Source organism: Hanstruepera neustonica (genome assembly GCF_002895005.1).
In the GTDB taxonomy this organism is placed as follows: Bacteria; Bacteroidota; Bacteroidia; order Flavobacteriales; family Flavobacteriaceae; genus Hanstruepera; species Hanstruepera neustonica.
In genome coordinates this window covers 332,031-355,806 of sequence record NZ_POWF01000002.1, presented here as the reverse complement: position 1 = coordinate 355,806, position 23,776 = coordinate 332,031, and the positions used below count along the sequence as shown (strand labels likewise).

Sequence of the window (23,776 nt, the reverse complement as noted above, 5' to 3'; positions counted from 1 at the left end):
TTAACTTCATTGGCAACATTGTTGATGAAGTTTTTTTGTAATTATGAGGTTTAATCTACTACTTGCATTATTATTTTTTGGATTTATATCTGGTTTCTCCCAGACCAAAGTAAGTGGTCATGTTACAGAGGCAGGAAATGAGCCAGTTCCTTATGCCAATATCATATTTAAGAATTCTTCTGAAGGTACTATAACCAATGAAAATGGCCGTTTTTATCTGGAGTCTGATTCAACGTGGGACACGCTCATAGTTTCATTTGTTGGCTATAAAACGATTGAATACCCATTGATTAAAAAAGTCAATTACGATTTAAATTTTGTTATTGAGGAAGAAGCTGCCGCTTTAAATGAAGTGGTTCTGGTTTCTGGTAAACAATCCAAAAAAGCGGAAGAAAATCCGGCTATTGCCATATTACATAAAATATGGGAACGTAAACGCCAAAATGGTCTTCGCCAATTTAAGCAGTATGCTTATGACAGATATGAAAAGGTAGAATTTGACTTGAATACCATTGATAGTTCACTCATCAAAAGTAACTTATTCAAGGGCATGGAGTTTGTTTTTGAACAAGTTGATACCTCTAAAGTAACTGGTAAAACATATTTACCAATTTTTGTCAATGAGGAGGCGGCAAAAGTTTATGGTGATAACTTGTTAGATAAGGAAAAGGTTGAGCTTAAAGGGAATAAAAATTCTGGATTTAGCAACAATCAAACCATTATAGATTTTATAAAGGATTTGTATTCGCAGTATGACGTATATGACAATTATCTCAAGTTCTTTGATAAAAGTTTTGTTAGCCCATTATCAAAAACAGGTGTCAATACCTATAACTATGTTTTAGCCGATAGTGCCTATATTGGTGATAAATGGTGCTATAATATTATTTATTACCCGCGTAGAAAGAACGAATTAACCTTCAAAGGCGATTTCTGGGTTAACGATTCAACCTTTGCCATTAAGGAAATTAATCTTCAAGCTTCAAAAAGTGCCAATATTAACTGGGTTAAAGAAATATATATTGAGCAAGAATTTGATGTTGTCAACGATTCTGTATTTTTAATTAAACGTGATTACTTCATGTCTGACTTCACCTTCAACAAAAAGGAGAAATCTCGAGGTATTTATGGTAAACGAACAACCTTATATGATAACTATGTCTTTGATGAAGTCAAAGACGAAAAGTTCTACAAGGAAGAGGTCTTTGATTATGATAAGGATGCCTATAATCGCGATGATGCCTTTTGGGAAGCCAATCGCATGGAGGAATTGAGCAAGGATGAGAAAGCTGTTTATAAAATGCTGGACACCTTAAAAACAGTTAAAAAGTTCAAGCGACTTTATAATGTTGGAAGTGTTTTAGCCTCTGGGTACATTGAATTTGATGACTTGAACCTAGATTATGGACCCATATTTTCCACAGTGGGCTATAATGATGTTGAAGGCATTAGATTACGAGCGGGAGGAAGAACCTATTTTGGCCCAAATGACCTTTGGCGTTTGCAAGGTTTTCTGGCATATGGTTTTAATGACGATAAGTTCAAATATGGCTTTTCAGCAAAATGGTTGTTGAATAAACGCAACCGATTGATTATATCGGCAGGTCATAGGCGAGACATTGAACAAATAGGAGCTAGTTTGACCACGTCAACTGATGTTCTTGGTCGAAGTTTGGCTTCAAATGCGGTTTTTACTACAGCTCCTAATGATAAACTTTCCAATATTAATTTAACGGCATTAGCTATTGAGATTGAGCCTATAAAGAATGTATTATTTCGGGTTGGTGGCGATTATCGGACACTGTCCTCCGCTTCACCAACATTCAGCTTGGATTATGTGGATTTGGAATCACCTACCGGAATATCATCTGAAGTACATCAGTTTGAAAGCACCTTTGCAGTTTCCTATTTCCCAGGACGAAAGATGTCAGGTTTCGGAGTTGAAAGGCGTAATGCTAATGATACCTATGCGTCTATTTTTGCTCAAATGAGTGTTGGTCGAAAAGATCTGTTTCATAGTGATTTTACCTACACTAAATTACAATTTTCTTATATACAACCCTGGATATTAGGTGGTTTTGGAAGATTGTATTCTACTGTGGAAGTGGGTAAAACATTTGGAGAAGTGCCTCTGGGTTTGTTGAGTGTTGTGCCTGGTAACCAATCCTATTTTTCTATTTATAAATCGTTTTCCCAATTGAATTTCTACGAATTTGTCACAGATACTTATGCCTCATTACATCTGGAACATAATTTTAACGGTAGGCTTTTTTCAAGGATTCCATTACTACGAAAACTCAATTGGCGTGAAATAATTGGAATACGCGGTGTATGGGGAGAAATTTCTCAAGAGAATGTCGCTTTAAGTGCACCTTCCAATATCCCGTTAGTCGCTCCAACCGATGAAATATATTACGAATACAGCTTTGGTATTGGTAATATTTTCAAGGTCTTTAGGATTGACTTCAACTTTAGAGGCAATTACCTAGATAATCCAGATTCACGTGATTTTGGAATTACGGGAAGCTTTGGTTTTATGTTTTAATCAGACTTCTTATTTTTAAACTCATCAAATTGTGAAGCTTCTTCAACCTTTGGAAAGTTATTATTCGTCATATCTGTATCAGCAAATTCAAAATTAGGATCCAGATTTACCTTTTCAACTTCTTTATCTTTAAGAAATGTTTTGGTTACCTGATATTCATTGCGTCTCCAAATATCAGCAGGAAGCATATCCGTTTCTTTGCTACCATCTTTAAAAACCCACTCTATTTTAACAGGCATGACTAAACCACCCATATTTTTGATGGTTACTTCGTAGATGTTCTTTCCGGAAACCTGTTTACGTAATTCGTCTTCATCTATACGAGATAAGAATCCACCATAAGCTTGGTCAGGTGTTTCAGACAATTTAATCATATCTGGTCCACTTGAAAAATCTTTGGCCTTTTGTTCTGTACCTTCACCTGTTGCTGCTATTGTAACTTTTTTCTGCTGGTCTTCAATATTTAAATCTTCTTCATAAACCTTAAACCATTTCACATCGGTTAATTCCATATCCACATGATCGGTGGTAAAAAACCATCCTCTAAAAAACCAGTCTAAATCCGTAGCTGTGGCATCTTCCAGTGTTCGGAACAAATCTCCTGGATTCGGGTGTTTGTATTTCCAACGGTTAGCATATTCCTTAAACGCTTGATCAAATAATTCAGGGCCTATGATGGAATTACGTAACATTTGTAATCCTACCGTTGGCTTTTGATAGAAATTGTTTCCAAACTGCGTGAGTAATTCACTATCTGAAGTTGTCATAATAGGGCGTAATATATTTTTATCGCCTTGCATAAACGGAACAATGTCTTTGGGCTCCGTACTATGAAATTCTGGGTAACGTTCTGCAACCGTTCTCTGGTGTAAAAAGGTATTGAGCCCTTCATCCATCCACATCCATTTGCGCTCATCAGAACTGACAATCATCGGGAACCAATTATGGCCTACTTCATGAATGATGGTTCCAATCATACCAGACTTGGCATTATCGCTAATTTTACCATTACGAGGTCTACCTCCATTGAAACTAATCATGGGAAATTCCATGCCAATGTTGGATGTATTAACCGAGATAGCCACAGGGTAAGGATATTCAAAGGTCGCTTCGGAATATACTTCTAAAGCCGCCTTTACAGCTTTGGTAGATTCTTCACTCCAAACAGGCAAGCCTTCTTTGGGATAAAAAGACATCGCCATAACTTTATTCGTTTCCAATTGAACCGCTTGTGCATCCCAGATAAATTTTCTAGAGGATGCAAAAGCAAAATCACGCACATTTTTAGCGGTATATCGCCATGTTTTTGATTTGGTTGATTTGGACTTTTCATTGGCTTTTGCTTCGTCAACTGTCACAATCATAAGCGGTTTGTCAAAGGTGTTTTCGGCCTGTTCCAGACGCTGTCTTTGAGTTTTGGTTAAAACCGATTCACTATTTTGAAGTCGTCCCGTGGACGCTACAATATGATCTTCAGGTACGGTAATCTCCACATCATAGTCTCCAAATTCCAAAGCAAATTCTCCCAATCGTTGAAATTGTTGATTTTGCCAGCCTTCAGTATCGTTATAAACAGCCATTCTGGGGAACCAATGCGCTATAAGATATACCGTATTATCGTCTTCAGGGAAGTATTCATACCCTTCACGTGAAAGTAAAAACATGCTTCTATCGGTAATAGGGTAGGACCACGCCAATGAAAAACTCATGGATTCACCAGATTTTAGTGGCTGGTTTAGCATGACCTTCATCATGGTATTATTAACAAAGGCTTTCATATTATTGCCTGAATTATCTTTAATGTATTTGATGCTGTAACCAGCAGGAAAGTCAATGGCACGCGTTAAGCTTTGCATTTGTTTAGTGGTCATGTTGTTACGAACACCACCAAAGGCATCGCCAAAATCAGGATTTCCTTTTTTATTGACGTTTTGTTCTAACTGAATCCACAGATAGCTCAAATCGTCTGGTGAGTTATTATGATAAGTTATGGTTTCTTCGCCTGAAAGCACGTTGTTTTTTTCATCAAGGGTAGCCTTTATTTTGTAATCAGCACGTTGTTGCCAATAAGCTTTTCCTGGAGCTCCACTAGCGTTTCGGTAGGTATTGGGTGGTGCTATCATATTATCAATGGGTTCAAACTTGCCTTGCCAAGGTTGCGTTTGCGATTGAATGGTAGAAACGCTGATACTAAAAACGAATAGGAAAAGAAAATGCCTCATAATGTGTGGTCTGATTAATTTTTTTGATTGAAACAGCAAGATATAAAAAAAATGAAATGAGAATTTTTATTTTAACATATCAATAAAGTTAAGAAGATTCAATGCTATTAAAAGTATAAACTTCACTAACTTTGCAGTCCTAAAAAATTCACAATGACAAATACAGGTAAAACCACCTTTGATGTACTGATTGAAATACCAAAAGGTAGCCGTAACAAATACGAATACGATTTTGAATTAAACAAAATACGTTTTGACCGTATGCTGTTTTCTTCTATGATGTATCCTGGTGATTATGGCTTTATTCCAGAAACCTTGGCATTGGATGGTGACCCTTTGGATGTTTTGGTTATGGGAACAGAACCTACCTTTCCTATGTGTGTGATGGAAGTAAAACCTATTGGTGTGTTTCACATGGCTGATGAAAAAGGACCTGACGAGAAGTTGGTTTGTGTACCTGTGAGTGATCCTATCTGGAATAGTTATAATGATATTCAGGATTTGAATCCGCATAGAATCAAAGAGATTACCCATTTCTTTCAAGTTTACAAGGATCTGGAAAAAAAGAAAGTTGATGTTGGAGGTTGGGGAAATGCTGAAGAAGCTTATGATATTTTTAATAAATGTGTAGAACGCTATGAAAATAGTGAGCATAAAGCCCAAGGAAATTTCAAGATTTAATTCATCTGAAAAAATCAAAAATAAAAACCCTTTTAATCTATTAGTTAAGAGGGTTTTTCTTTTAGAATCCATTTCACTACTTTTGCGCAGCTAATTATTAAAATAAACTAAAAAATATGGAATCAAACATGATTTTTGTGCCAATTGCTATGGCGGTGATAGGGCTCATTTTTATGATGATAAAAATGGCTTGGGTAAAAAAGCAAGCGCCTGGAAACGACAAAATGCAAGGCATATCTAAAGCCATTAAAGAAGGAGCTTTAGCTTTTTTAGGTGCTGAATATAGGTTGCTATTGATCTTTGTGGTTATTGCAGCAGTAGCACTGGGTATTATTTCTATGATGGTTGACACAACCCATTGGATTATTATAGTGGCATTTATTGTTGGAGCATTTGCTTCGGCATTAGCAGGAAACATTGGTATGCGAATAGCAACAGAAGCGAACGCTCGTACTGCTGAAGCTGCTAAAACAAGCTTGCCTCAAGCTTTAAAAGTATCGTTTGGTGGAGGAACTGTTATGGGACTTGGTGTAGCGAGTTTGGCTGTATTAGGTTTGAGTTTGTTCTTTTTCGTGTTTGTAAAAATGTTTGTGGATGGCGGTTCGTCATTCTATAATGATATGACCATGGCTCTTGAAGCCTTGGCTGGATTCTCATTGGGTGCTGAATCGATTGCTTTGTTTGCACGTGTTGGTGGTGGTATTTATACAAAAGCTGCCGATGTTGGAGCTGATTTAGTAGGTAAAGTTGAAGCGGGTATCCCTGAAGATGATCCTCGTAACCCAGCTACTATTGCAGATAACGTGGGTGATAATGTAGGTGATGTTGCGGGTATGGGAGCTGACTTATTTGGTTCTTATGTGGCAACAGTTCTAGCCGCTATGGTATTAGGAAATTATTTGATTAAAGACATATCTTTATTTACAAATGCACCTTTTACGGATTCGTTTAACAATATGGGGCCTATTTTATTACCAATCGTTATTGCTGGTGTTGGTATCCTTGCTTCTATATTAGGAACATTTTTGGTTAAGATTTCGAATAATGATGCTAAAGAACCACAAGTTCAAAAAGCATTGGATATGGGTAACTGGGTAGCTATCGTGATTACATTAATTGCTAGTTGGTTCTTAATTGATATGATGTTACCAGAAACTATGAATATGAAGTTCTTTGGTGAGGGCTATAAAGCGATTCCATCTATCAATGTATTTTGGTCAGCCTGTATTGGTTTGGCTGTTGGTGCGTTAATCTCTATGGTAACAGCTTTCTATACAAGTCTTGGTAAAAAGCCCGTGTTGGATATCGTAAAAAACAGTTCTACTGGTGCTGCAACCAACATTATTGCAGGTTTGGCAGTAGGTATGAAATCAACATTTTTGTCAGTGGTATTATTTGCTGCTGCTATTTATGGTTCTTATGAGTTAGCAGGTTTTTATGGTGTTGCTTTAGCGGCTTCTGCTATGATGGCTACAACAGCTATGCAATTGGCTATTGATGCTTTTGGACCAATTGCTGATAATGCTGGAGGTGTTGCTGAAATGAGTGAATTGGAACCTCACGTTCGTGAGCGTACGGATATATTAGATTCAGTTGGTAATACAACTGCTGCTGTTGGTAAAGGATTTGCCATCGCTTCAGCGGCTTTAACAGCTTTAGCTTTATTTGCAGCTTATGTAACCTTTACAGGTATTGATGGTATCAATATTTTTAGAGCTGATGTATTGGCTATGCTATTTGTTGGAGGTATGATTCCAGTCATATTTTCGGCTTTGGCTATGCAATCAGTTGGTAAAGCGGCTATGGAAATGGTTCAGGAAGTACGTCGTCAGTTTAGAGAAATTCCAGGTATTATGGAAGGGACTGGAACACCTGAATATGCGAAGTGTGTGGATATTTCGACTAAAGCAGCTTTAAAAGAAATGATTTTACCAGGTTTAATTACAATCATTACGCCAATCATAATAGGATTGGTATTTGGTGCTGAACCACTGGGAGGTTATATGGCCGGTGTTTGTGTTTCTGGTGTTATGTGGGCTATCTTCCAAAACAATGCTGGTGGCGCATGGGATAATGCTAAGAAATCATTTGAAGCTGGTGTTGAAATCAATGGAGAGATGACTTACAAAGGTTCAGATGCTCATAAAGCGGCTGTAACTGGTGATACTGTAGGTGATCCATTTAAAGATACTTCAGGACCTTCAATGAATATCTTGATTAAATTAACATGTTTAGTTGGATTGGTCATTGCGCCTATTTTAGGTGGTCATGATATTGAGGAAGGCATGGCTATGGAAACAACTACAACCGCAAAATCTCCTGACGATGTTTATAAAAAAGTCTTGATAGATATGGAAGTAGTGAGTGATGACATTGCGAAAGCAGTAGTTACTACGACATCAGTGGTAAACGGCGAAGCAGTTGTTGAAGAAAAAGTTATTTCAGGAACAAAAGCTGAAGTTAAAGCACGTGTTGAAGAAATTAAAACTGGCGCTTCTCAAGTGAAAGAGAACGTCAATGACTTAACAATTGAAGAAGAAGTTATAAAAGAATAACTATTCAATATACAATAAATAAAAAGCCACGCATTGCGTGGCTTTTTTAATATATTATTTAAGGTTTTTAAAAGAGACCATGTATTTCGGCTTCTATTTTATTGACAATGGTTCCTAAATCTTCAGGGTTTGAAACAAAATCCATATTATCTACATCAATAACCAATAATTTGCCTTTGTCATAACCGTGAATCCATGCCTCGTATCGTTCATTCAAACGACTTAAATAATCAATGCTGATAGAGTTTTCATAATCCCGACCACGTTTGTGAATCTGATTGACCAAATTTGGAATGGAACTTCTTAAATAGATCAATAAATCAGGTCCTTGCACAAACGATTCCATTAAATCAAAGAGTGACCGATAATTCTCATAATCACGATTGGTCATGAGTCCCATGGCATGTAAATTGGGAGCAAAAATATGGGCGTCTTCGTAAATGGTCCTATCCTGAATAATGTCTTTGCCGCTTTGTCTAATTTGAGCGACTTGGCGGAAACGACTATTCAAAAAATATACTTGCAAATTAAAACTCCAACGTTCCATTTGGTTGTAAAAATCATCCAAATAAGGATTGTCAACTACATCTTCTAATTGAGGTTCCCATCTGTAATGTTTGGCTAATAATTTGGTAAGTGTCGTTTTTCCTGCGCCAATATTTCCCGCTACTGCAACATGCATATATTCTTTAGTTTTTTAGTTGGAATTCATGTAGAATTTTAGAATCGTAAATATACAAGGTTTCGGCGGTTACTAAAAACTGATTTATTAACAATTCAGGTGTTTTTACGGGCGTTATTTTTTGGGTCTTATCATCTAAATAAAAGAGCGCATTGCCCTGGTTTAAAATGATATTGTCATTGCTTTCAGAGAGTTTTGAAAAACCCTTGTTTTCAATCTTAAATAGCAAGCTACCAAAATAACTATACTTATACAGGTAGTTTTCTGTCAAAAGCCAGCAGTAATTGTAGTTGCTGGTAAGGTCCAACACATTAGAAACTACAGGAAGTGTAGTCGCTCGAACCAACTTGGCTTTATAATCATAAAGTTGCAATTGCTGTAAATCTTGATTAAAGGTCCAAATAGTATTGTCATTGCCAATGGAAACATGGGTAATGTTTTTGTAGGGCTGCGTGCTATTAAAATCAATTTTATAAACTTCAGCCAGTCTATTATCCAAAATAATGACGGTGTTGAAGTCCTTATAAAATAATACTAATTTCAACGGGTTGAATGTGTTTACAGTTGTCAAGTTTCCAAGTTGCACATTACTGTAATTGATGGTGTTGTCCGTAGTTTTTTTATAAAAAATATTGTTTTTCAGAAAATATTCAGTCCCAAAATTATCAATACCAATAATTTGTGAGACATCCAAAGGACTTTGTCTTTGTTTGATAACGGAAATACTGTCTTGGGAGTTGACCGTAATGACGCAAAAAAATAATAAATAGTTAAGCCATTTCATTGAACTTGAAAAGTACAAAAATCAATCCAAAAATCAACAGATTAATTTATAGCCAAATCCACGAACATTTAAAATTTGAATATGCTCGTCACGATTTAATTTTTTTCGGAGTTTGGTAATAAAAACATCCATACTGCGTCCGCTAAAAAAATCGTCATTGCCCCAAAGTTTATTTAAAATAAGCGAACGGTCCAAGACCTGATTTTTGTTGTTTATTAAATGAAAGAGCAAATGCGCTTCTCTATGTGTTAATTGCATGGGTTCGTTGTCACCAAACTGTAATAATTGTTTGGGAAAATCAAATGTATATTGGCCAACAGATAAAATTTTGGAGTTGCTTTGAACGTGTTTTCTGTTGAGGAGATTTTGAATGCGTACAATCAATTCCTCCATGCTAAAAGGTTTCTTTAAATAATCATTACCACCAATGCTAAACCCTTCAACCACATCTTGGGTTTGTGACTTGGCTGTCAAAAAAATAATGGGAATATGATCATCAATGGCTCTGATTTCTTTAGCTAATGTGAAACCATCTTTTTTTGGCATCATCACGTCCAAAACTAAAAGTTCAGGTTGATTTTCATGGTATCCTTGTAGTGCCTTTTCGCCATTTTCAAACAAATAAACCTCAAAGTCTCGAGTTTCTAGACTTTCCTTTATAATCTGGCCCAAGGCAGGTTCATCTTCAGCCAATAATATGCTTGTTTTTTTAGACATTAGGCAGCGTGATTTTAAACGTTGTTAGTTTTGGCTCCAGATGTAGAGTGATTAACCCACCGTGTTTTTCAATAATTTTTTTAGTGTAGTAAAGTCCGATACCAAATCCTTTGACATCATGAGTATTGCCTTTTGGAACCCGATAGAATTTTTCAAAAATGTGATTTTTTGATTCGTTATTCAAAGAAGCACCATTATCAGAAATTGAAATGGACAATGATATGGCGGTTTTCTGAATACTAACTGTAATGGTCTCACCACCATATTTTACAGCATTATCGATAACATTACTAATGGCATTTTCAAAATGAAAGACGTCAACCATGACCGTAATTTCCTGCTGGGGTTTGATAAAGGTTAGAGTTTTATGAGGTGCCTGAATTTGATATTTAGCCATGAGACTTTCCAATAATGGAATCATATCGCAAGATTCTTTGTTGAGGTCTATTTCCTCACTATCTAGCGTGGCAGTTTCCAAAAGTTTTTCAACCATGGTATTTAATTTTTCCAATTGGTTGGAAGACATCTCTAAATATGACTTCGTCTTTTCTGGGTCATTTTTGGTATTGAAGTTTTTAATGCTTTCCAGAGCTACACTAATAGTCGCTATAGGAGTTTTGAACTCGTGTGTGATGTTGCTAATCAAATCATTCTTAACTTCAGCTAATTGTTTTTGATGCTTGATGATTTTGAGAAGATACATTAAACATCCAATAACTGATAAGACCAATAGCAATGACACGAATATGCCTAACATAATGCGTTTTAAAATGAGTGCTGTGGCATTGCTAAAGTATATTTCTAATTCACTGCCTTTTGGCAAATACGTAGATTTGGAAGTGGTCTTTAAGGCAGATAGTTTTATGTTGTCTAATTGCTTACTGGTGAAACTGTCGATAGGCGATTTAAACAATAAGCCGTAATCAATATTTAAATTTTTACGGGTTAACTCGGTTTTTACTAGGGAGTCTAATTGTTCCAATTTTAACGTGTCATTGGTCATAGAATAAATGACTTTTGATGTTAGCATTTTGAAAGAATCTTGGGTGAGTGAATCGATTGAAAAATCCCTGTCTGTACCCATTTCAAGTTTTATAGGTTGCCATTTTTTGACCACCTTTTTTTGGACGGTATCGGAATTACCGAAATAAGAGACATCGTCAAAGATTTCTATTTTTAATGAGTCCCTGTCAGAATCAATATCAATGTGTTTAATGATATCATTAATTTGTTTGTGATGATTGTGCATTTCTGTGGAATCATCCACACTAAAAGCAAATGCTAAAGTATTTTGTTTAGCAATTTTGGCGTAATAGCTGTCAACTGCATTGTCCAAACTTATTTGAACATCATTAATAAGTTGTTGTTTATTGATCAAATAATTTTTGTAATTCCAATACACTTGAATAGCGATTGTGCACATAGCAACAATCACAATAGTATTTAAAATCCAACCGTAACGCACATTATTCATATTTCAAATGTAGAGGTTAAAAATTAGTAAAACTAATCGGTTAACACACGTTAACACTGGTTAACTTAAAAACGAAATCAATCGTTGCATATTTGTAGGGTATAAAAACAAAAACATCAAATTATGAAACGAACAGTTATGCTATTTGCCTTATTCTTAACGACTAGTTTGGTTATGGCACAAGATTTCCAAGGGAAGGCTATTTACAAAACGTCCAGAAAAGTAGATATTCAATTGGATAGCACACAAGTCAATTCCGAACAACATCAAATGATGATGGACATGTTAAAGAAGCAATTTCAAAAAACGTACATATTGAGTTTTAACAAAGAAGCTTCCATTTACAAAGAAGATAAAGAATTAGAAGCTCCTCAACCAGCAGGTGTTCAGGTTATGGTTATCAATACTGGTGGAGCAGATATCCTCTACAAGAATATAAAGGAGAACCGCTATACTAATCAAAGTGAATCCTTTAGTAAATTGTTTTTAATCCAAGATGCCTTGGAGGAACATGATTGGGAATTGACCAATGAGAAAAAGTATATTGGAGATTATGAATGTTTTAAGGCTACCAAAATTCGTGAGATGGAAGTTGTTCGTGGCGGTATTAGTATCAATGGCGATAAAGATTTAGATGCTGAAACCGAAGCCGAGCCCGAAATGAAAGAGGTTACAGTAACCGCTTGGTATACACCGCAGATTCCTGTTAACAATGGACCTGGGAACTACCAAGGACTTCCTGGGTTGATTTTGGAAGTGAACGATGGTACAACAACTATGGTTTGCAGTAAACTGGTTTTGAACCCAGAAAAAGATTTGAATATAGAAGAACCAACCAAAGGCAAAAAAGTAAATCAGGAAGAGTACGATGCCATCATCGAGAAGAAACTCAATGAAATGCAAGAACGCATGAAATCCAATTGGAATGAAAACGGCCGAGGCGAAAACGTTGAAATCCGGATTGGAGGCTAAATTTTTATGATAACTTTAACAAATTCAAGTTAAACATTTATTGCGTTTGTAAGTCTTATTGTAATTATAGGTAATTTTACTAAAATTAATAAAAACAGTTATAATGAGACTATTTCCAACAAGATTACTGATTGCTACTTTAATTTTAATGATGCCATTGTTCACAATGGCCCAACAAGACTTTCAAGGAAAGGCCTATTATCAAACCAAAACTACTATGGATTTGGATAATTGGGGACGAGGTCAAATGAGTGAACAACAAAAAAAGCAGATAATGGAACGCATGAAGAGCTTTTTGGAAAAACAATATATTTTGACATTTACACAATCTGAATCCATTTATAAAGAAGATGAAAAACTAGAAGCTCCTGGAGCTGGAGGGCGAGGATTTGGAATGATGAGCAGTTTCACAGGTGGCGCACAATATAAAAATGTTAAGGAGAAGCAACAGTTACAAGAGCAAGAGTTTTTCGGTAAACAGTTTCTTATAAAAGATTCCCTACCAGATTTAGTGTGGGAAATGGGTACCGAAACCAAGCAAATTGGTCAATATACTTGCTTTAAGGCGACGGCAGTTAAAAAAGTAGATGAATTTGATTGGAGCAGTATGAGACGTCGTGATCGTGATAAGGAAGAGGGCGAAAAGAAAAAAGACTCTACGGAAACAGCAGATGCTAAAAGTGATAACCCAATGGATGAAATTGAAGTGCCCAAAGAAATTGTTGTTACAGCTTGGTACACACCACAAATCCCAGTCAATAATGGACCTGGAGAATATTGGGGATTACCTGGTTTAATTCTAGAAATAAATGCGGATAGAACAACGATGCTATGTACCAAAATAGTATTGAATCCGGATGAAAAAGACGATATCAAAAAACCATCAAAAGGTAAAGAAGTGACACGAAAGGAATATAATGACATCTTCAAACAGAAAATGGAAGAAATGCGCGAAATGTATGGAGGCCGTAGAGGTGGTGGAAGAGGCCATTAATTTTGTGATACTACAATCAAAAAAATCAAAAACCAAAACATGAAGAAATTCTTTTTCATGCTGCTTATTGCAGCATCAAGCACTGCTTTTGCCCAAGTTAAAATTGAGGGTGTGGTTAAAGATAGTATTGGCAATCCATTAGAGTTAGCCAACGTTATTGCCATTAATCAAGAAACTAATAAATTGGATTCCTATGGTATCACCAATGATCAAGGACGCTACAAGTTATCATTAGAGAAAAATACCAATTATAAACTTCAGGTGAGCTACATCGGAATGAAAACAGCCGATGAATCTATTTCTACAACCGACCAGGATATTACCAAAAACTTTACATTGGCTAACGACAATAGTCTGGATGAGGTTGAGCTTATTTATGAAATGCCAGTGACCATCAAAGGGGATACGTTGGTTTATAATGCCGATTCTTTTAATACCGGAACTGAACGTAAACTAGAAGACGTGCTTAAAAATCTTCCAGGCGTAGAGATTAATGATGATGGTCAAATTGAAGTAGAAGGTAAGGTAGTCTCAAAAGTCATGGTTGAAGGAAAAGACTTTTTCGATGGCGATTCTAAATTGGCCACCAAAAATATACCAGCCAATGCGGTTGATAAGGTTCAGGTGCTTAAAAATTATGCTGAAGTTGGGCAGTTGAGTGGTGTGCAAAACAATCAGGACAATGTGGCTTTAAATATCAAACTCAAAGAAGGTAAGGAAAGCTTTTGGTTTGGAACTGTGACTGCTGGAGGAGGTATAACAGATGACAATGGTCTGTATTTGGCACAACCCAAGCTCTTTTATTATAGCCCCAAATACAGTGTGAACGTTATTGGCGATATTAATAATATAGGTGAACTCGCCTTTACAAGACGGGATTATTTTAACTTTTCTGGAGGCTTCAGGCAACCTAGTCAAAGTAGCGGTACTAATATTAGTTTAGGCGATAATGGATTAGGGTTTTTAACCTTGCAAAACAATAATGCCAAACAAATAAACGCGCGTTTCGCGGCAGCCAATTTTAGTTATTCACCAACAGATAAATTAGATATAGGCGGTTTTGGAATTTACACAGGAAACAAAATTTTACTTCAAGAAAGTAATGACCGAATCTATACCGACCCAGAATTGGGAATTCCTGACGAATTTACATCCAGCAATACCGTACAGCGCAGTGATTTGGGAATGTTAAAATTAAATGCATCTTATAAACCCAATGCCAATAATCAATTGGATTATGAGATTTTAGGGCGCATGTCGCAAGAAACGCAAGAGCAAAATGTATTTTCTTCTGTAATTGGCGATGTTGCACAAGGCGAAGAAACTAATCCGTTTAGTATCAATCAAATTTTGAACTATTATTACACGCTAAACGAAACAAATATTTTTGCCTTTGAAGCCACGCACGTCATCAAAGATGAAGATCCTTTTTACAATGCGATATTAGCGAACGACCCATTTAACAATGACGCAACTCCTCCAGATACCAACGACCCTTATGATGACACTGCTGAAAATTTAGGAATGGACCGCAGTCAGTTCAATTATGATATTTCACAAGAAAAACGGGTGAAATCTAATCAATTGGATGCCAAATTGGATTATTGGAATGTACTGAACAGCAAGAGCAATATTAATTTTACGTTGGGGACAATCTACAGTAACCAAAAGTTCAATTCTGAAATTTTCCAGACTTTGGATAATGGCTCTATTTTTTACAATCAACCAGTAATACCTGTTCCACCAGACGATCCATACAGTCCAATGAATGATACCGATTATACATTTAATGACGTGTATTTAGGAGTGCATTATCGATTAAAAGCCGGTATTTTTACATTCACACCAGGATTGTCAGCTCATGCTTATTCCATGAGAAATAATCAGTTTGGATTTACTTATACAGATAATTTCTTCAGAGTTCTACCAGATTTTAATGCCAGAATCCAATTAAAGAAAAGTGAGCAAATAACTTTTGATTACCGCATGCAAACCCAATTTACCGATGTCAATCAATTGGCAGAAGGATTGGTATTGAATAGTTATGACTCGTTTTATGCGGGAAATCAGCAGTTGGAAAGCTCCTTGACACATAACCTTAGCTTGAATTATTTTAGCTTTAATATGTTCAACTATACCAATGTATTTGCTAGAGTCAATTATTCCAAAAACATTGATAACATTCGAACAGCTTCAAGTTTTCAACCAGGAAGTGTTATTAGGGTTTCTAGTCCGTTTAATTCTAATTTTGCCGATGAGACACTTACGGCATTCGGGCGATTCCAACGTAATTTTGGTAAGTTTAGGACTTCGGTAAATGCCAATTTTAATTATAGTAAGTTCAACCAGTTTATTTCATCAGGTCAAGATGTAAATGATTTTAGACGCTCGGTGAATGAAAACTATAGACAAACCTACGGTGCTGAAATACGTACCAATTTTAAGGAAGCACCAAATTTTGAAGTCGGTTATAGTTACGGAATTCAAGATATTGACCAAGGTTCTAGCCGTACCAAAGCCTACACAAGTTCTCCAACCATTGAGTTTGATGCGCTTATTTGGAAATCTTTTACGCTGCGTTCTGAATATCAATATACCAATATTAGTAGAGAAGCAGGTGGTTCTAACAGTTTTGATTTTTGGGATGCTTCGTTGGCTTACCGTAAAGATGCCGATGCCAAATGGGAGTTTGAACTCAAAGCTACAAACTTACTAAATACCCAATCGCAAACACAGGTAAATGCTGGTGGTTTAAGTGTGAGTACCAATGAATATTTTATTCAACCACGGTTTTTAACCTTTAGGGTAATCTATAATTTATAACAAAAAAGCCTCACAAGTGTGAGGCTTTTTTGTTAGTAGTCTCTGATGACATGAATAGTTCCTGAAATGGAATGTTCTATGTTAGTATTGAAATCAATAAATATGCCGTTAAAATTGATATCAATATATTCTCCTAATTCGCCAAGCAATGAAATATTCGCTTCAATGTTTGTGTTTATTCCATCTGGATATGAAGCGTAATTTTCATCTCTAAAACTAAAGAATACATTTGGGTCTGAATAGGTATTAACAATAATGGGTTCGCCATAATTATTTATATTCAATGATAGAAATGAATTATTATCGTTATAATAAATACTTAAAAAGGAATCGAAATCCAAGCCTCCCTGAATATTAAATAAAGTCACAGTGCCTCCATCGTCAACTTGATAGGTTATAAATTCATCTACTGCGTTACAAGCTGCTATAGAACCAACATCGGTAATTGGAGGGGTATATGTAAAACTTAATGTGTCTGTTTCTTGGATGTTTACATAATCTTCAGCTTTTAATTTGAATATATTAGAAGAGTTACTGCATCTAACTGTTGTTAATTCGAAGTTGCCGTTATCAACAAAATCATAATCAAGCGGGTAGTCATTTTCTTTAAATAGTTTGACATAGCCATCTGTTATTGCATTGCCATCACAATCTGTAAAAATACCTGTCACTGTTTCAGTAAGCCATTCATTGCCGTTAGAATTGGATTCAACTAAAATATCTATTTCAGAATCTGATGTAAATGGTCCAGTGGTGTTGGTGTAAAGGTTTCCTGTACATAAATCATTATATTGGCTAACAGTAACGGTTAGTGTTTCGTTGCTTGGCACTAAACCACAAACTTGACCGTCTGTATTCGTATAACCATATCGTGAGCCATAATTTTCGCTCGTAATGATAACCCGTAGATTGGATAAAGCATTGCCTTCTTCATCAATTACATTTATACATAGCATAACAGCTTCCGCAGGAATATCACAATTCCAAAACGAGAAATGGGAAACAGTTCCTACATAGTTATTACCAACTAGAGTCGCTTCACCTTCTTCTTTCCAATAACCTGAGACTTCATCAAAATACCATAAGGGTATCGTTGCTGGTGCTGTATCTAATAAAGTGGCATCAAGAGGTACCGTAATTTCGGCAGTACTGCCTGTGGCCAAATTTAAGTCTTCACCATTACTACCGCGTAATTCCACGGCCAACATGCCAAAGGTTTGCAACATACGCTCCTCATTTTGGGCATTGGCAGCATAGAGCATGCCTGGCATTTGGTCGCGCATGTTTTCATCGGTTGGGTCTAGGTGGTGCATAATCACATTGACACTGCCTGAATAGGCAGAACCATCTTCTTTAATATACTCGCCTTCCAAAGCAACCGAAGCACCATTGGATAAGTTAATGGTTTCTGAAGTACCACTAGCAGTTGTTCCCACAATGGTTTCTTCTAGCAACATAATTTTCACCTTGTTGGTTCCGTTAGTTGGCACTACCGAACGTGAACCATGAATATAACCCGCTTTTTCAACTTTTACATAACCAAAGCGTTCATAAATATTAGCGCCTCTGATAATAAATATACCATTGGCATCTGTCAAGGTGGTTTGGTCACCAAGGGTAACAGTGGCATTGTGGATAGGATTGTTGTTTTTGTCTACCACCTCACCCAAAAAGTCCCTGTTAATATCATTACCAAAATTCTCGGTAAAAACTTCGGGATTTGGATTGGGATTGGTGTCAGACAAACTATTGTCGTCATCATTTTTGCAGGAGTAGATAACAACAAATAATAGACAAAGAGATATAATTTTAAGAAATTTCATAAGCGTGATTGGTTATAGCGTTTTTTTTATAGATGCAGAAACTACAAAAAGGTTGCGTGAATTCTGACAATAGTTTTAAAAAAAAGCCCCGAAAATTCATTTCGAGGCTTTTAATTATGTTGGTAAACACTTATAAATCAAAGGCTTGTTTGACCTTATCGACATAATCTAATTTTTCCCAAGTGAACAACTCCACATCCAAGGTCACATCCTCACCATTAGGTTGTGAAAATGTTTTTGAGATGGTTTCGGGTTTACGTCCCATATGGCCATAAGCAGCAGTTTCACTATACATAGGTTGGCGTAATTTTAAGCGTTCTTCTATAGCAGATGGTCGCATGTCAAATATTTCAGAAACTTTTTGAGCAATTTCACCATCGGTCATATTAAATGGACAAGTACCATAGGTATCAATAAAAATACCCATAGGCTCTACAACACCAATAGCATAACTAACCTGTACCAATACTTCATCACAAACGCCTGCAGCTACTAAATTTTTAGCAATATGTCTGGTGGCATAGGCAGCACTGCGATCAACCTTACTAGGGTCTTTTCCTGAAAACGCACCACCACCATGAGCTCCTTTGCCGCCATAAGTGTCCACAATAATTTTACGACCCGTTAGTCCAGTATCCCCATGAGGTCCACCAATGACAAACTTGCCTGTTGGATTGATATGATATTTTATGTCGCTATTAAATAATGCCTGTAAATGCTCTGGTAATTTCGCAACCACACGAGGTATTAAAATCTCTACAATATCTTTACGGATTTTTGATAACATGTCGTCGTCGGAACCAAAATCATCATGTTGTGTAGAAACAACTATGGCATCAATGCGTTGTGGGATATTATCGTCACTATATTCAATAGTTACCTGGCTTTTTGAATCGGGACGTAGATAAGTAATCTCTTTATTTTCACGGCGTAAGGTAGCTAATTCAATTAATATGCGGTGTGCCAAGTCTAATGCCAATGGCATGTAATTTTCTGTTTCGCGAGTGGCATAACCAAACATCATCCCTTGATCACCAGCTCCTTGTTCTTCCTTTTTAGCTCTATCGACACCACGATTGATATCTTCAGATTGTTCGTGAATAGCAGAAAATACACCGCAGGAATTTCCATCAAACATATAAGCGCCTTTGGTATATCCTATTTTGTTAATAGTATCTCTGGCAATTTTTTGAACATCCAAATAGGTGTTGGATTTGACTTCACCGGCTAAAACAACTTGCCCTGTGGTTACCAAAGTTTCACAAGCAACTTTTGATTCTTTGTCGAATGCTAAAAAGTGATCGATTAAAGCATCACTAATCTGATCGGCTACTTTATCTGGGTGTCCTTCAGATACACTTTCTGAAGTAAATAAATATGGCATAAATCCTAATTTTTTATGGTTTTGAAATTGCGGAAAAAAAGTGAGATTGCGTACTAGCTAAAGAAGTGAAATCGGTACTGCTTTAGCATTTTTTAATGAGGTTGCAATCAGACAAATTTTTCCTCTAATTAATTGTTCGGCAAATGTAAAAAAATAAAATAAAACCCTAACTGATTTCATTTTTTTTATAAAATAATTTGGTTTTTAAATTATTGAATTGCAATATTTGTACACGACAACGTTCAATAATTTACTGATTTGTTATCACGAAAGGCAGAGGGAATAGACCCGTTGAAGCCTTAGCAACCCTTTATTTTTAAAGAAGGTGCTAAATTCTACCCATATAGAATGGGACAGATAACCCGAGAATAATTCTTCTCTCTTTTCTTGATGACATTTTAAATACACTAAAATGTCAGAAATTTTCAAAATATTACAAAATCGTATTCTCGTGCTTGATGGCGCCATGGGTACCATGTTGCAACGCTATAAATTTGATGAAGCAGATTATCGCGGCGAACGATTTAAAGATTTTCCTCATCCCTTAAAAGGAAATAACGATTTACTGTCCTTAACCCAACCACAGGCTATTGCTGAAGTACATAGAAAGTACTTTGAGGCAGGAGCCGATATTGTGGAAACCAATACGTTTTCTGGGACTTCCATAGGAATGGCTGATTACCATATGGAAGATTTGGTTTATGAGTTGAATTATGAGTCAGCAAAAATAGCTAAACTGGTTGCTAAAGAATTTACAAAAACTAATCCTACTAAACCGCGTTTTGTTGCTGGAAGTATTGGGCCGACCAATCGTACGGCGAGTTTATCACCCGATGTTAACCGTCCGGAATATAGAGCCATTACATTTGAAGAACTACGTATTGCCTATAAAGAGCAAGTGGAAGCTTTGATTGATGGTGGAGTTGATATGCTTTTGGTGGAAACCATATTTGATACACTCAATGCGAAGGCGGCTTTATTTGCCATTGAAGAGGTTAAAGAAGTGCGTCAGATAGATATACCAGTTATGGTTTCAGGTACCATTACGGATGCTTCAGGGAGAACGCTTTCAGGACAAACGGTAGAAGCATTCATGGCTTCTGTTTCCCATATCCCGTTATTAAGTATTGGGTTTAATTGTGCTTTGGGAGCTGAACAATTGAAGCCCTATTTACAACGATTAGCCCAAAAAACAGATTTTTTTACTTCGGCACATCCTAATGCAGGCTTACCCAATGCCTTTGGGGAATATGATCAAACGCCAAAAGAAATGCAAGCACTCATCAAAGATTATATGGATCATGAGCTAGTCAACATTATTGGTGGTTGCTGTGGTACCACACCTGAACATATTAAAGCCATTGCTGAAGTGGCTAAAGAATATAGACCTAGACCCTTAAAAACTGCCGCCAATGTCTAATTGTAACTATTTAACATTATCAGGTTTAGAACCATTGGTTGTTACGCCTGAAAGTAATTTTATTAATGTTGGAGAACGCACCAATGTTACAGGTTCTAGAAAATTTTTGCGATTGATTCAGGAAGAAAATTTTTCTGAAGCTTTGGATATTGCTCGGCATCAAGTGGAAGGTGGTGCGCAGATTTTGGATGTGAATATGGATGAAGGCATGCTTGATGGTGTGCAAGCTATGACTACCTTTCTTAATTTGATTGCTTCAGAGCCAGATATTGCGCGAATTCCCATTATGATTGACAGTTCCAAATGGGAAATTATTGAAGCGGGTTTGAGAGTGGTGCAGGGGAAGTGTGTCGTAAACTCGATAAGCTTGAAAGAAGGTGAAGCTGAATTTATACGTCAGGCTAAATTGATAAAACGTTATGGAGCTGCTGTAATCGTCATGGCTTTTGACGAGCAAGGACAGGCTGATAACTATGAGCGACGCATAGAAATTTGTGAACGTTCGTATAACATATTAGTGGATATTGTTCGCTTTTCACCTGAAGATATCATTTTTGATCCTAATATTTTTCCAGTTGCGACTGGGATGGAGGAACACAGAAAGAATGCTATAGATTTTTTCAAAGCAACCCAATGGATTCGAGAAAATTTACCATGCGTGAATGTTTCCGGAGGTGTTAGTAATGTGTCCTTTTCATTCCGTGGAAACGATACGGTTAGAGAAGCCATGCATTCAGCATTTCTTTACCATGCCATTAAACACGGCATGACTATGGGAATTGTGAATCCTGCTATGTTGGAAGTTTATGATGAAATACCAAAAGATTTACTTGAGCATGTAGAAGATGTTCTACTTGACCGTCGTGATGATGCCACTGAACGCTTGTTGGAGTTTGCCGAAAAAGTCAAAGGACAGAAAAAGGATGATAATACCAAAGTTCAAGAATGGCGTCAAGAGCCTCTTCAAGAACGAATTACCCATGCCTTGGTAAAAGGTATTGATGCCTTTATTGTTGATGATGTGGAAGAGGCCAGACAATCTGTAGCGCGGCCTATTGAAGTGATAGAAGGCCATTTAATGAAAGGCATGAATGTCGTTGGCGATTTATTTGGAAGCGGAAAAATGTTCTTACCGCAAGTTGTAAAATCGGCACGCGTGATGAAAAAAGCTGTAGCATATTTACAACCGTTTATAGAAAAAGACAAAGATTCCACCGCAAAAAGTGCCGGTCGTATATTGCTTGCGACGGTTAAGGGCGATGTACACGATATTGGTAAAAATATTGTCAGTGTGGTTCTGGGATGTAATAACTATGACATTATTGACCTAGGCGTCATGGTGCCACCCGAAAAAATTATTCAAACAGCTATTGAAGAGAATGTGGACGTCATTGGATTAAGTGGATTAATCACACCATCTTTAGATGAAATGGTTTATGTTTCGAAAGCCATGGAAGAAAAAGGTTTTCATATTCCATTAATGATTGGAGGGGCTACAACTTCCAGGGCACATTCGGCTGTAAAAATTGCGCCAAATTATTCCAATACGGTGGTGCATGTCAATGATGCTTCTCGGGCAGTAACGGTTGTTGGAAATTTGCTACAAAAGGATAACCGTGTTTATAAGGAACAAATTCGAGAAGAATACGAAAATTTCCGTGAACAATTCCTGGGACGAAGTAAGCAAAAGGAATATGTGACTTTAGAGGAAGCCCGAAAGAGAAAATTCCAAATTAATTGGGAGAGGGCTGACATTATTAAGCCAAATCAACTGGGTATTCAAGTTTTACAGGATTTCAATATATCAATTTTGGAGGACTATATTGATTGGACACCGTTTTTTAGAAGTTGGGATTTACATGGGAAATATCCTGATATTTTAACTGATCAGGTAGTTGGTAATCAAGCTTCAGAATTATTCAATGATGCACAAAAACTACTTCAAAAAATATTCAAAGAAAAACTCTTGAAAGCTAAAGCTGTTTTTGGTTTGTTTCCAGCAAATACCATAAATGTTGATGATATTGAGTTCTCGACTGCGCTCAAACAGACAAACGAACTGTCACCTCGAGCGGAGTCGAGAGGTCTCACAAAATTCCTAACCTTACGTCAGCAACTAAAAAAACGTGAAGGCGTTCCCAATTTTGCATTAGCCGATTTTATCGCGCCAAAAGACACAGGAATTCAAGATTACATAGGTTGCTTTTGCGCGACTACAGGTTTCGGCACCGATGAAATAGCTAAAGAATTTGAAGCAAATCACGATGATTATAACGCCATCATGATTAAAGCTTTGGCTGATCGATTGGCTGAAGCCTTTGCCGAATACTTGCATGAACAGGTTCGTAAGAAGTTTTGGGGTTATGCTGCTGAAGAAAATTTGAGTAATGACCAATTAATTTCGGAACATTACAAGGGTATTCGTCCAGCGCCTGGTTATCCTGCTTGTCCCGACCATCTGGAGAAGAAAACCATTTGGGATGTTTTAAACGTTGAAGAAACCATAGGTGTGAAACTCACAGAAAGTTTAGCCATGTGGCCAGCTGCCAGTGTTAGTGGTTATTATTTTGGCAATAAAGAAGCTAAGTATTTTGGTTTGGGTAAGATTACCAACGACCAATTGGAGGATTATGCCAAACGGAGACAACTAAGTAAAGAAGTCGCTGAAAAATGGTTGAGTCCAAACTTGGTAGAATAACT

At 36.7% G+C, this 23,776-nt stretch carries 15 protein-coding genes and 1 riboswitch; of the genes, 8 read left to right on the top strand and 7 right to left on the bottom strand.

What is annotated here, in order from left to right; translation table 11 throughout:
- The first annotated feature begins 43 nt into the window (after nucleotides 1–43).
- On the top strand, nucleotides 44–2,545 hold the full coding sequence (locus tag C1T31_RS06330) for a DUF5686 and carboxypeptidase-like regulatory domain-containing protein (protein ID WP_103051633.1): 2,502 nt from the start codon (nucleotides 44–46) through the stop codon (nucleotides 2,543–2,545).
- Here C1T31_RS06330 and C1T31_RS06325 read toward each other — a convergent pair.
- Complete coding sequence (locus C1T31_RS06325; RefSeq protein WP_103051632.1) at nucleotides 2,542–4,767, bottom strand: M1 family metallopeptidase; 2,226 nt, start codon at nucleotides 4,765–4,767, stop codon at nucleotides 2,542–2,544. The genes C1T31_RS06330 and C1T31_RS06325 overlap by 4 nt on opposite strands.
- A 153-nt stretch (nucleotides 4,768–4,920) precedes the next feature.
- Between C1T31_RS06325 and C1T31_RS06320 the strand changes: the two genes are divergently transcribed.
- Entirely contained in the window at nucleotides 4,921–5,448 is a 528-nt protein-coding gene (locus C1T31_RS06320) for an inorganic diphosphatase (protein ID WP_103051631.1), read from the top strand.
- A gap of 116 nt (nucleotides 5,449–5,564) precedes the next feature.
- Complete coding sequence (locus C1T31_RS06315) at nucleotides 5,565–8,003, top strand: sodium-translocating pyrophosphatase (protein WP_103051630.1); 2,439 nt, start codon at nucleotides 5,565–5,567, stop codon at nucleotides 8,001–8,003.
- Nucleotides 8,004–8,070: 67 nt separating this feature from the next.
- Here the strand turns inward: C1T31_RS06315 and C1T31_RS06310 are convergent, their stop codons facing one another.
- Genes C1T31_RS06310 through C1T31_RS06295 form a run of 4 tightly spaced genes read right to left on the bottom strand, consistent with a single transcriptional unit; the run spans nucleotide 8,071 to nucleotide 11,660 of the window.
- The gene (locus C1T31_RS06310; protein WP_103051629.1) at nucleotides 8,071–8,685 is read right to left on the bottom strand and encodes a deoxynucleoside kinase; all 615 of its coding nucleotides are present in this window, start codon (nucleotides 8,683–8,685) and stop codon (nucleotides 8,071–8,073) included.
- A 7-nt stretch (nucleotides 8,686–8,692) separates the two neighbouring features.
- Nucleotides 8,693–9,469 (bottom strand): hypothetical protein, encoded by a 777-nt coding sequence (locus tag C1T31_RS06305; protein WP_103051628.1) that lies wholly within the window; start codon nucleotides 9,467–9,469, stop codon nucleotides 8,693–8,695.
- A gap of 33 nt (nucleotides 9,470–9,502) precedes the next feature.
- On the bottom strand, nucleotides 9,503–10,186 hold the full coding sequence (locus C1T31_RS06300) for a response regulator transcription factor (protein ID WP_103051627.1): 684 nt from the start codon (nucleotides 10,184–10,186) through the stop codon (nucleotides 9,503–9,505).
- Nucleotides 10,179–11,660 carry a sensor histidine kinase gene (locus C1T31_RS06295; protein WP_103051626.1) on the bottom strand — a complete coding sequence of 494 codons (1,482 nt, stop codon included), beginning with the start codon at nucleotides 11,658–11,660 and terminating at the stop codon, nucleotides 10,179–10,181. The genes C1T31_RS06300 and C1T31_RS06295 overlap by 8 nt, the downstream gene beginning before the upstream one ends.
- Before the next feature lie 123 nt (nucleotides 11,661–11,783).
- Between C1T31_RS06295 and C1T31_RS06290 the strand changes: the two genes are divergently transcribed.
- From C1T31_RS06290 to C1T31_RS06280, 3 genes are all read left to right on the top strand, one after another.
- On the top strand, nucleotides 11,784–12,632 hold the full coding sequence (locus C1T31_RS06290; protein WP_103051625.1) for a GLPGLI family protein: 849 nt from the start codon (nucleotides 11,784–11,786) through the stop codon (nucleotides 12,630–12,632).
- Nucleotides 12,633–12,735: 103 nt separating this feature from the next.
- Complete coding sequence (locus tag C1T31_RS06285; RefSeq protein ID WP_103051624.1) at nucleotides 12,736–13,626, top strand: GLPGLI family protein; 891 nt, start codon at nucleotides 12,736–12,738, stop codon at nucleotides 13,624–13,626.
- A 39-nt stretch (nucleotides 13,627–13,665) separates the two neighbouring features.
- Nucleotides 13,666–16,449 (top strand): carboxypeptidase regulatory-like domain-containing protein, encoded by a 2,784-nt coding sequence (locus tag C1T31_RS06280; protein WP_103051623.1) that lies wholly within the window; start codon nucleotides 13,666–13,668, stop codon nucleotides 16,447–16,449.
- 32 nt (nucleotides 16,450–16,481) lie between these two features.
- Here the strand turns inward: C1T31_RS06280 and C1T31_RS06275 are convergent, their stop codons facing one another.
- Together C1T31_RS06275 and metK are read right to left on the bottom strand one after the other, a co-directional pair.
- A complete protein-coding gene (locus tag C1T31_RS06275) occupies nucleotides 16,482–18,272 on the bottom strand; it encodes a carboxypeptidase-like regulatory domain-containing protein (RefSeq protein WP_123912636.1) in 1,791 nt (596 codons plus the stop codon).
- A gap of 130 nt (nucleotides 18,273–18,402) precedes the next feature.
- Nucleotides 18,403–19,656 carry a methionine adenosyltransferase gene (gene metK / locus C1T31_RS06270; RefSeq protein WP_103051621.1) on the bottom strand — a complete coding sequence of 418 codons (1,254 nt, stop codon included), beginning with the start codon at nucleotides 19,654–19,656 and terminating at the stop codon, nucleotides 18,403–18,405.
- Nucleotides 19,657–19,914: 258 nt separating this feature from the next.
- A riboswitch (SAM riboswitch) is annotated at nucleotides 19,915–20,020 on the top strand.
- A gap of 48 nt (nucleotides 20,021–20,068) precedes the next feature.
- On the opposite strand from metK, the gene C1T31_RS06265 reads away from it, so the two are divergent.
- On the top strand, nucleotides 20,069–21,076 hold the full coding sequence (locus C1T31_RS06265; RefSeq protein ID WP_103051620.1) for a homocysteine S-methyltransferase family protein: 1,008 nt from the start codon (nucleotides 20,069–20,071) through the stop codon (nucleotides 21,074–21,076).
- Nucleotides 21,069–23,774, top strand: a complete 2,706-nt coding sequence (gene metH, locus C1T31_RS06260; protein WP_103051619.1) for a methionine synthase — start codon at nucleotides 21,069–21,071, stop codon at nucleotides 23,772–23,774. Before C1T31_RS06265 ends, metH begins: the two co-directional genes overlap by 8 nt.
- The last annotated feature ends 2 nt before the right edge of the window (nucleotides 23,775–23,776 follow it).